Here is a 10034-nt window from a genome sequence, read left to right as displayed (position 1 = left end):
CGTCTGTTAATAAAAGTATTTAAGTGTTGAAGAGTTTTTTTACTTTTTATATCTGATATTAGAAAAGGGTCACCTTTTCCAATTTTTATTCCATAATCAGGCTAACCTTGCTGAAAATTATCCAAGTGTGGCTAAAGGATTCAAGTTACAACTTTTATCGCAAGAAAAATGTGTAGAAAAGTTACTTAAAGTGTTTATTAAAAATGGCAGTTTTAAAGCCACTGAAAGTCAAGCGATTCAGGTAGTCGAGCTGATTGGTTTAGTGTTTACCCAATCTGCCAACTACTACGCTTTAAAAGGCCAAAATATTCACGATGAAACACACTTGTATAAGGGGTTAGCAACAATATTATTTGCTGTATTGCCTTATATTAATTTGCCTGCTGGCGAGTTGCATCATTTACAAGATGCGATAGCAACTCATTCTCTGGTAAGCAGATTAGGTGAATCTTAAGCATGAGTACTTTAAGGAAAATTGAGATTGAGTAAAAAACTTTCATTTCTCGACAAAACATTTTGGATTACTGAATCTGAAGATAATCCTAAACATGTTGCTAGCCTGCAGCTTTTGGAAATGCCTGAAGGTGCTGACGCAAACTACGTTGAAAACTTGTGTCACGAGGTAAAACAGTTCGATAAAGGAGTTAGCCCCTTTAACGGCACTGTGAAAACCTTTATGGGCTTTCCAATTGGTCTAAATGAAATTGATACGCTCGATATGGACTATCACGTACAATATCATGTAGTTGACGATGTGAATGATCGAGAAGCATTACACAAATTTGTGGCTTCTTTGCATGAAGAGTGGCTACATCGCGAAAAACCATTGTGGCAATACCACTTCATTACCGACAACAAAAGTAAAGAGTTCGCAATATATGCCAAAGTGCACCATTTATATGGTGATGGGGCAACATTGATCCGTTGGTTCCAAGCTGGTTATTTACCTGAGAAAAATACCGATACGTTTATCCCGGTTTGGGCTGCCGAGCGTAGAAGCCGACGTCGCAGAAAGTTAGGCTTTTTTACGCTGCTGTTTGGCGGTGCATTTGAGCTGTTTATGGTGGTATTTGATTTACTATATATCATCCTGCGATTGTTGATGAAATTAGTCCGAATCAATAGTACTTACATGCCTCTACCATTTTCTGGCACTAAAACCTTGTTAACGGGACAAGTTAAAAAGGGGCGAGTTGTCTCTACCGTGGATTTAAATTTTGCGCGGGTTAGGGGGTTGAGTAAACGAGCGCGAGCATCAGCTAATGAAATTCTATTATGTTGCTTTGATATTGGAGTCCATCGTTTTCTAAAAGACCACGGGCACACATTTAAGAAAGCCTTGTATACCAACATGCCTATTAATTTACGCAAACCGGGCGATCAGGCTGCTGGAAATAAAATCGCTATCGTACCAGTGCGCTTGGCACACGGTAAAAATGATCCTTATTTACGATTGCGTCAGATTATCGAGAATCATCGCATAGTAAAACGCGCGGCCAAACGTTCCAGACCCCTAGCGTTTAGTTACTATACCGTGTTGATTCAATCTTATTCCATGCTTTTTGAAATGCTAAAGCTTTCCGATTTTGTACGACCTATTGCTAATATCCTGATTTCTAATGTACCGGGCCCAACCGATGTTCGGTATTTGAAAGACAGTAAATTATTGGCTTGTTATCCCATTTCCACCATGACCCCGGGCGGTGGTGTGAATATTACATTAATTACCTACGCAGGCACCGCAAATGTAGGCATTGTGTGTTGCGATAAGAATGTTAAATCGTTGGAAACCCTGTCAGTCTATTTTACCGAAGCATTTGAAATGCTCGAAAATTGTATTGATGATCCGTCATTGAACATCGATGACATTGGTGAACGCGTGCGCCAAAATGATCTATCTATCGTTGATGATGAAGTCTACGACGAAACTGAAGATGAGGATTTACAAGACACTGAGCATAAAAAATCTGCTTAGAATTTGAAGCGGACGCAGCGTTGTTCGACACAAACAGATTTACCATGTTGGATAAACAAGGCTTCTTGCCAGTCACTGCTGTCTAATTCATAAACAAACTCAGGATTGTGTTTCAATTCATCTAACAGCGTGATTATTTGTGGCTTATGATAATCCAGTACCCGCTGTTTACTGCCGGATAAATACAAATGCAAATAGTCTGAAGCAAGGTCTGAGCTTCCGGCTGTCATTATGCCCATAGCCGACTTAAAGGTTCCGGTTATTAAGCTTTGAACACTTCTTGGTAGCACTAAATCTAACAACTGTTTCGAATCGTTTAACAATGCATAGTGATCGTTGATAAGTTTAATCGAATCTAACTCAAGTGATTTAATTGTTACTGTCTTTGTGTCCTCATGATATTGCGGGATCAGATCCAAAACAATGTGCAAGTGAGCGCGATAAAGCGGGTTACCCACAGCATCAATATCCAAACTTGAGTACAATTGCACTTTTACCGTTTTAGCATTGCGAGGAATATCAATCTCTGCATCGAGAATAGTAAACGACCCTTTACCGATTGGAACATCAACTTTTAGGGTTTGCGGAAAATGGGGACGAGCTAATTCATTTAATTCATCGATGGTATAGTCGACGTGTGTGAGTTTACCCAGTTTGATCATCCATCTAGCTACTATTTTTCGAATCGTTAGCGATAATCGATGTTGTAGTGTATCTGCCACGTAAACTTAACTTACTTATGATTGTTTTAAGGTTAAGTGTGTAGGCCAGAGGCTTTTAATGTCAAGTTTGCAATGGGTTATTTATCACAAGTTATATCGTTCTATTAGTACATAAAAGTAACAAGCCTATATATTTTTTGGTAAACTAACTGGTAAGACATCAGAGCAGTTGGATCAATTCCAGCGTGTAATTTTCGCTAAATATAAGTAAACCATTGAAGTAGACGCCTATATGGACCAATTAAAACAAACCCAATTTGACTTTATTATTATTGGTGCAGGATCGGCTGGGGCAGTGTTAGCGTCTCGGTTAAGCGAAAATCCTGATGTTCAAGTGTGCTTGCTCGAAGCAGGTGGAAAAGATTCCAGTCCACTCATTCATATTCCATTTGGTTTATCTTTGTTATCGCGTTTCAAAACCTTTGGATGGAATTACAATACCGTTGCTCAACGTGAATTAAATAATCGCGAATTATTTTGGCCTAGAGGCAAAACATTAGGTGGTTCAAGCTCAATAAACGCGATGTGTTACATTCGTGGTGATCAAAAGGATTACGATGACTGGCAAGCCCAAGGTGCTGAAGGTTGGGACTGGCAATCGGTTAAACCGTATTTTAAGAAATCTGAAAGACAGCAACATGGAGCTAGCGAAGACCACGGTGCAAACGGCTTATTACACGTAAATGATTTGCGCCATACCAACAAATTATCACGTTCGTTTGTTAAAAGTGCCGAACAGGTAGGTATGTCACAGTTAAGTGACTTTAATGGCAAAGAGCGCGAGGGATTGGGTTTTTATCAAGTGACTCAGGTCAATGGCCAGCGTTGCTCGAGTGCAAAAGGTTATCTTAAACCTGCATTAGCAAGAGCTAATTTGACTGTATTTACCCATGCACAGGTTGAAAAAATTGTTATCGAAAATAATCGAGCGACTGGCGTAAAGCTGCATCTAGATGGTAAACCGGTGAATCTTAAAGCGAGTCGCGAAGTGTTACTTTGCGGTGGTGCGATTAATAGCCCACAGTTGCTTATGCTATCTGGTGTTGGTCCACAGGCTCATCTGAAAGAGCATAATATTGATGTTAAGGCTGATTTGCCTGGTGTAGGGCAAAATTTACAAGATCACTTAGATGCTATTGTTCAACAACGTTGTAAAGCATGGCAAGGTTACGCTGTTGCCTTGCCCTCGATACCTATGTATATCAAATCTGTTTTCCAATATTTGTTTGGACGTAAGGGTTTAATGACATCAAATATTGCTGAAGCTGGCGGGTTTGCCAAATCCAAATTTGCAACTGACAGAACTGATTTACAGTATCATTTTTTACCGGCTATTTTGCTAAACCATGGTCGCACAACTGCCTTTGGTTATGGTTATGGTGTTCATGTCTGTTATCTATATCCGAAAAGTGTTGGGGAAATTAAGTTGGCATCTAACAATCCGCTTGAGCCCGCAATAATTGATCCGCAATATTTGACCCACCCAGATGACATTAAGGTGATGATAGACGGTGTTCGCAAAGCTCGTGAAATATTGGCTGCTGATGAATTTAAGCAATACAAAGCAAGAGAAATAGGTCCTGGACCCGCTGCACAAACAGATGAAGAGATTTTGGCATTTTTACGAAAACGTGCGGAAAGCATCTATCATCCAATTGGCACCTGTAAAATGGGTAAAGTTGATGATCCGATGACAGTAGTGGACAGCCACCTCAGAGTGAAAGGCATAGAGAGTTTGAGAGTAGTTGACGCATCAGTAATGCCAAGCCTAGTGGGTGGAAATACCAATGCGCCTACCATCATGATTGCTGAAAAAGCAGCCGATATGATCAAGCAAGCGAATTATTTGTAGGTTATCAGTACTTAAGGCGTTGAGTCGTTATTGACAGTAAATACCTGCATTGCTGTTTCACACATTTCATCAATGTGACTGGCATCTGCATATATACCGTCAATGAGTAACCTTGCAATTCCATGGATTGTGCCCCAGGTTACTTGCGATAAACGCAGTGTGTCTAATTTAGCTGGTAACACCCCTTGACGTTGCCATTCTCGGGTCATGTTCACCTGAAACTGGAAAGTTGAATAGGCTATTTTCTTGAGCGGCTCAGTTGCGCTGTTTTGTTTCCAAATTGTCCTACCAAACATTAAATCGTAGAGTTCTGGGTTCTGTGCTGCGTAACTAATGTAATCATGAATAAATGCACGGAGCTTTGCTTTTTCATCCAATTCCGCGTCGTTAAAAATATCATCTAGTTGTAATTTCCAATGGCTAAAACCTTGTTGTGCTATCGCGCACAAAAGCTCATTTTTGTCTTTAAAGTGATGATAAGGGGCAGTGCGAGATACGCCGACATTGTCAGCAAGTTTGCGCAATGACAATTTCTCCACACCATCTTGTTTTAACATGGATGAAGCCATTTCTATTAGGCTAGTTCGCAAATCACCGTGATGATAGCGTGTTTTTTGAGGAGAATTCACTGTCATTCAATCACTTTAACATAGATCTTGACAGCGTCAACATGCTGTTCTATCTTGACGATGTCTAGATTGCGTTATGTTTGTGTTGAAATAGAAAATTCATGATTTCTATGGGAGTTAATAAATTAACTAAACAATCATTAATAAACAGACGTGCTTAACTTAATTGACATGATTAGCTAGGAGAAAATATTTTGGAAAACTCAGATACCCGTTTAGATTTTTCACAATTCACCACAATCAATGTCTCGATAGAGAATCAAGTTGCGCACCTTCAATTGTGCAGGCCTGGGCAACTTAACAGCATGATCCCCGAGTTTTGGCGAGAATTACCAGAAGTAGTCCGAAAAATTGATTATCACTCGGCTGCTAGAGTGATCGTTATCTCGACATTAGGAAAACACTTTAGTGCAGGTATGGACCTATCTGTTTTCACTCAAATGGCGAAAGACTTTTCTGGTGAACCTGCACGTCGAGCTGAAAAATTACGACGTTCAGTTTTGGAATTACAAGACTCATTTAATGCATTGGAAGAAATACGTATTCCAGTATTAATTGCTGCGCAAGGTGGTGTTATTGGTGGTGCTGTGGATATGATTTGTGCAGCTGATTGTCGTTATTGTACCCAAGACGCATTTTTTACCATAAAAGAGACTGAAATTGGCATGACCGCAGATGTCGGTACGCTGCAACGACTACCTCATCTAATTCCACAAGGGCTAGTGAGAGAGTTGGCTTATACCGGCAGAAACTGGAGCGCAGCCGAAGCATTGGCACAAGGGTTTGTAAATCAGGTTTACGAAGATCAGCAAACGATGTTGACTGCTGTAATGCAAATCGCTCAGAAAATTGCGGCAAATTCTCCTATGGCCGTTGCTGGATGCAAAGAAATGATTAACTACAGTCGTGACCATAATGTAGACGACAGTCTTAAATACATGGCGACATGGCAATCGGGTATGTTCCAGATGCCCGACATACAAGAAGCTATGGCAGCACAGCAACAAAAACGCGCTCCGTTATATGCACAGTTACTGGATAAAACATCCATGATGTCGAAAAAATAAAGTTATATTCCACAGGACCTTAAAACTATGACCGCTGATCTAAAAATTAGTACACCTTATCCGCATTTATTCCGTCCTCTCGATTTAGGATTTACCACTTTGAGAAATCGTATTTTGATGGGCTCAATGCACACTGGCCTTGAAGAAGCAGCGAATGGGCATGTTCGTATGGCAGCGTTTTTTAGAGAGCGTGCTAGAGGCGGTGTAGGGCTTATCGTAACAGGGGGCTTCGGTCCAAATGAAGTCGGTGCGACGCATGCCAAGACTAATTTATTAAATAGTGATCAACGCGTTGCTGAGCATAAATATATAACCGATGCGGTACACGAGGAAGGTGGTAAAATATGTATGCAAATATTGCATACTGGCCGCTACGCTTATAATCCAAAGTTGGTTGCTCCTTCCGCTGTGCAAGCTCCAATCAACCCCTTTAAACCCAATGCATTAGATGAAGAAGGCATAGAACAGCAAATCGTTGATTTTGTATACACCGCTAAACAAGCGCAAAAGGCTGGTTATGATGGTGTAGAGATAATGGGTTCTGAAGGGTATTTTCTAAATCAATTTATTGCGAGTCGAACAAATCTAAGAGATGACAAATGGGGAGGCGAATACCAAAACCGGATTCGTTTACCCATTGAAGTGGTAAAAAGAGTGAGAGAAGCCGTTGGTGAACATTTTATCATTATTTACCGTTTGTCCATGCTGGACTTGGTAGAAGGTGGATCGACTTATAATGAAGTAGTTGAATTAGGTCTTGCGATTGAAAAGGCCGGTGCGACTATTATCAATACCGGTATTGGTTGGCATGAAGCACGTATTCCGACTATTGCGACAAAAGTGCCAAGAGCTGCTTTTACGTGGGTAACCGCCAAGTTTCGCCAAGCGTTAAATATCCCTGTCATTACCTCTAATCGTATTAACACGCCAGAAGTAGCAGAACAGGTGCTTGCCCGCGGCGATGCTGACATGGTATCGATGGCCAGACCGTTTCTTGCGGACGCAGAATTTGTGGTAAAAGCCATGGAAGACCGGGCTGACGAAATCAACACCTGTATTGGGTGTAATCAAGCTTGTTTGGATCATGTCTTTGAGGGGAAAGATACAAGCTGTTTAGTAAACCCGCGAGCGTGTCACGAAACAGAGTTGAATATTGTCAGCACTAATAATATTAAAAAAATGGCTGTGGTAGGAGCAGGGCCTGCAGGTTTGGCTGCTGCGGTCACTCTGGCTCAAAGGGGACATAAAGTCACTCTGTTTGAAAGTGCGAGTGAAATAGGCGGACAGTTTAACATTGCGAAACAAATTCCCGGCAAAGAAGAGTTCTTTGAGACGCTCAGATACTTCGCAAAACAACTTGAGCTGCTTCATGTTGACGTTAAATTAAATACGCGAGTTGATGTTGACCAATTAAATAACAGCGACTTCGAAGAAATTTTGATTGCCACAGGAATAAAACCAAGAACACCAGCAATCCCAGGCATAGAACATTCAAAAGTTTTGAGTTACTTAGATGTGATACGAGATAAAAAGCCGGTTGGGAATAAAGTTGCAGTAATCGGCGCTGGTGGAATTGGGTTTGACGTATCAGAGTATCTTGCTCATGAAGGGGAGGCGACTAGCCAAAATATTCCCGCTTTTATGCAAGAGTGGGGGATTGATATGACGTTTAATTCTCGCGGCGGAATTGAAGGCGTGAAACCTCAGCCAAGTGCTTCGGGCAGAGAAATTCATTTACTTCAGCGTAAAACCACTAAAGTTGGTGCGAACTTAGGTAAAACTACCGGTTGGGCTCACCGTGTTGGCTTATTAGCCAAAGGTGTACACATGATAGCAGGCGTAGAGTATCTGAAAATTGATGATCAAGGTTTACATATTAAAGTGAATCAACAAGAACAAATTTTAGATGTGGATAATGTGATTATTTGTGCAGGTCAAGATCCGTTAAAAGAATTATCAGAAGGATTGAATAAACCTTTTCATTTAATCGGCGGGGCAGATGTAGCAGCCGAATTGGATGCAAAGCGAGCTATTGATCAAGGGACGCGGTTAGCCGCCACATTGTAAGTATCAAGCTTTCTGGACTAAAGTCCAGCCTACAGGTTTTGATGTAGGTGAGGGCTTTAGCCCCGCGGTGGTTTGCAAACTGAATGCTGTAATACTGACTATTTGAAAATACATAAAAAAACCAGTCAAGAGACTGGTTTTTTTTGTGGTACGAAATTATAGCCAATTACTTAGCGAAGTTTTCTGCGGCAAATTCCCAATTTACTAGAGCCCAGAAACCACCTAGATAGTTAGGACGCACATTGCGGTAATCGATATAATAAGCATGCTCCCACAAATCCACAGTAATAAGAGGTGTAACACCTTCTTCTGTGATTGGTGTACCTGCATTGCTTGTATTGACAATATCAAGGCTACCATCAGCAGTTTTCACTAACCAAGTCCAGCTAGAACCAAAGTTATTTACGGCTTTATCATTGAAAGCTGCCTTAAAATCTTCGAATGAACCCCATTTTGCCGCTATTGCGTCAGATAAGTCACCAGTGGGTTCACCGCCACCATTTGGGCTTAAGCTATTCCAATAAAAGGTATGATTCCAAATTTGCGCAGCATTGTTAAAAACACCGCCGTCAGATTGTTTAACCACATCTTCCAAAGACATATCAGCCATTGCTGTACCTTCAACCAAGCCATTCAACTTTGTTACGTATGTAGCGTGATGCTTACCATAGTGGTAATCCAACGTTTCAGAAGAAATATGCGGTTCAAGAGCGTTTCTTTCATAAGGTAACGGGGGTAGTTCAAAAGCCATGTTAATTCTCCATATATGTGATCAATAGCGTTTATTAAATTGCTAATCGTTAAATGCTAGCGCGAAATAAAAGAAAGTAAAGCCTCACATGTAGGTTTTCAATCTTTTCTAATATTATGATTTGTAGATGATGATCTGGGGATAGCATGATAATAATCAACCCGTAGCACAAATACTTTTTGTTTCGTTGTTAGATTATTAATGAATTTAAGTCTGTTTAGAATGACTCATGGATTAGGTTAAAACCAATTAATATAGTAATCCTTTTGCTAAGCGCCGGTTGAAACAGGTAAACTTAGACCCATATTCAAATAAACTTAATTTAGAGAGTGGAATTATGGACACTGTAGAGAAAATCAAACAACAAATTTCCGAGAACCCTATTTTGCTATATATGAAGGGCTCACCAAAATTACCAAGTTGCGGATTTTCTTCGCAAGCATCACAAGCACTTATGTCATGCGGAGAGCAGTTCGCCTACGTGGATATTCTGCAGAATCCTGACATTCGTGCCGAATTACCTAAATATGCGGATTGGCCTACTTTCCCGCAGCTATGGGTTGACGGCGAGTTAGTGGGTGGCTGCGACATCATAATGGAAATGTTTCAACAAGGTGAATTACAACCTTTAATTAAAGAGACAGCCGAAAAGTACTCTGAAGAAGATAAGCAAAGCTAAGTGCTCATCCAGACTTTATTAAACTAAAAAAGGAGCTAATGCTCCTTTCAGACTGTTGAAAAAGCCCTAGACGAAAGTCTGGGGCTTTGATCTAATAGGCATAGTGAAATTCGGAGAGTCCACCATGCTAACCCCAAAGTCCCCACAACAATACGAGTTTGAAACGGTTTATATCAACGAGCTTGTGCCAGAAGACCACTTGGTTCGCTTGATTGATATGGCGATTGATTTCGAGTTCATCCGCGATGAAGTGGCTCATCTATATTGTCAGAATAATGGTCGCCCTTCATTT

At 40.7% G+C, this 10034-nt stretch carries 8 protein-coding genes and 2 pseudogenes; 7 read left to right on the top strand and 3 right to left on the bottom strand.

Translation table 11 applies throughout. From position 1 onward, the window contains the following. Window positions 1-31 precede the first annotated feature (31 nt). Window positions 32-454, top strand: a pseudogene (locus tag GLIP_RS06840) (TetR/AcrR family transcriptional regulator); the annotation flags it as partial. Between the two features lie 27 nt (window positions 455-481). Continuing rightward, window positions 482-1975 (top strand): wax ester/triacylglycerol synthase domain-containing protein, encoded by a 1494-nt coding sequence (locus tag GLIP_RS06835; RefSeq protein WP_008843867.1) that lies wholly within the window; start codon window positions 482-484, stop codon window positions 1973-1975. Here the strand turns inward: GLIP_RS06835 and GLIP_RS06830 are convergent. Then, window positions 1972-2697 (bottom strand): DUF1439 domain-containing protein, encoded by a 726-nt coding sequence (locus tag GLIP_RS06830; protein WP_008843866.1) that lies wholly within the window; start codon window positions 2695-2697, stop codon window positions 1972-1974. The two genes, GLIP_RS06835 and GLIP_RS06830, sit on opposite strands and share 4 nt — an antisense overlap. 232 nt (window positions 2698-2929) lie before the next feature. Here GLIP_RS06830 and GLIP_RS06825 point away from each other — a divergent pair, with 232 nt between their 5' ends. Continuing rightward, window positions 2930-4549, top strand: coding sequence for a GMC family oxidoreductase (locus tag GLIP_RS06825; RefSeq protein ID WP_008843865.1), 1620 nt, complete (start codon window positions 2930-2932; stop codon window positions 4547-4549). A gap of 11 nt (window positions 4550-4560) precedes the next feature. Here the strand turns inward: GLIP_RS06825 and GLIP_RS06820 are convergent, their stop codons facing one another. Then, window positions 4561-5184 carry a TetR/AcrR family transcriptional regulator gene (locus GLIP_RS06820; RefSeq protein WP_008843864.1) on the bottom strand — a complete coding sequence of 208 codons (624 nt, stop codon included), beginning with the start codon at window positions 5182-5184 and terminating at the stop codon, window positions 4561-4563. 188 nt (window positions 5185-5372) lie between these two features. Between GLIP_RS06820 and GLIP_RS06815 the strand changes: the two genes are divergently transcribed. Both GLIP_RS06815 and GLIP_RS06810 read left to right on the top strand, forming a co-directional pair. Next, window positions 5373-6245, top strand: coding sequence for a crotonase/enoyl-CoA hydratase family protein (locus tag GLIP_RS06815; RefSeq protein WP_008843863.1), 873 nt, complete (start codon window positions 5373-5375; stop codon window positions 6243-6245). Window positions 6246-6272: 27 nt separating this feature from the next. Next, window positions 6273-8312: an NADPH-dependent 2,4-dienoyl-CoA reductase gene (locus tag GLIP_RS06810; RefSeq protein WP_008843862.1), complete on the top strand. Its 2040-nt coding sequence runs from the start codon at window positions 6273-6275 to the stop codon at window positions 8310-8312. A gap of 166 nt (window positions 8313-8478) precedes the next feature. On the opposite strand, the gene GLIP_RS06805 is transcribed toward GLIP_RS06810, so the two are convergent. Further along, entirely contained in the window at window positions 8479-9063 is a 585-nt protein-coding gene (locus GLIP_RS06805; RefSeq protein WP_008843861.1) for a Fe-Mn family superoxide dismutase, read from the bottom strand. A gap of 337 nt (window positions 9064-9400) precedes the next feature. Here GLIP_RS06805 and GLIP_RS06800 point away from each other — a divergent pair, with 337 nt between their 5' ends. Together GLIP_RS06800 and GLIP_RS21885 are read left to right on the top strand one after the other, a co-directional pair. Beyond that, window positions 9401-9742 (top strand): Grx4 family monothiol glutaredoxin, encoded by a 342-nt coding sequence (locus GLIP_RS06800; protein ID WP_008843860.1) that lies wholly within the window; start codon window positions 9401-9403, stop codon window positions 9740-9742. A 124-nt stretch (window positions 9743-9866) separates the two neighbouring features. Beyond that, a pseudogene (locus GLIP_RS21885) lies at window positions 9867-10034 on the top strand (IS5/IS1182 family transposase); the annotation flags it as partial.

This window comes from Aliiglaciecola lipolytica E3, assembly GCF_000314975.1.
Lineage (GTDB): Bacteria > Pseudomonadota > Gammaproteobacteria > Enterobacterales > Alteromonadaceae > Aliiglaciecola > Aliiglaciecola lipolytica.
This window is presented reverse-complemented; position numbering and strand designations above follow the sequence as displayed.

Excerpts from the sequence above, each read along its gene's own strand:
- GLIP_RS06800 (WP_008843860.1), top strand. The coding sequence starts at position 9,401 with ATGGACACTGTAGAGAAAATCAAACAACAAATTTCCGAGAACCCTATT.
- GLIP_RS06810 (WP_008843862.1), top strand. The coding sequence starts at position 6,273 with ATGACCGCTGATCTAAAAATTAGTACACCTTATCCGCATTTATTCCGT.
- GLIP_RS06805 (WP_008843861.1), bottom strand. The coding sequence starts at position 9,063 with ATGGCTTTTGAACTACCCCCGTTACCTTATGAAAGAAACGCTCTTGAA.
- GLIP_RS06825 (WP_008843865.1), top strand. The coding sequence starts at position 2,930 with ATGGACCAATTAAAACAAACCCAATTTGACTTTATTATTATTGGTGCA.
- GLIP_RS06820 (WP_008843864.1), bottom strand. The coding sequence starts at position 5,184 with ATGACAGTGAATTCTCCTCAAAAAACACGCTATCATCACGGTGATTTG.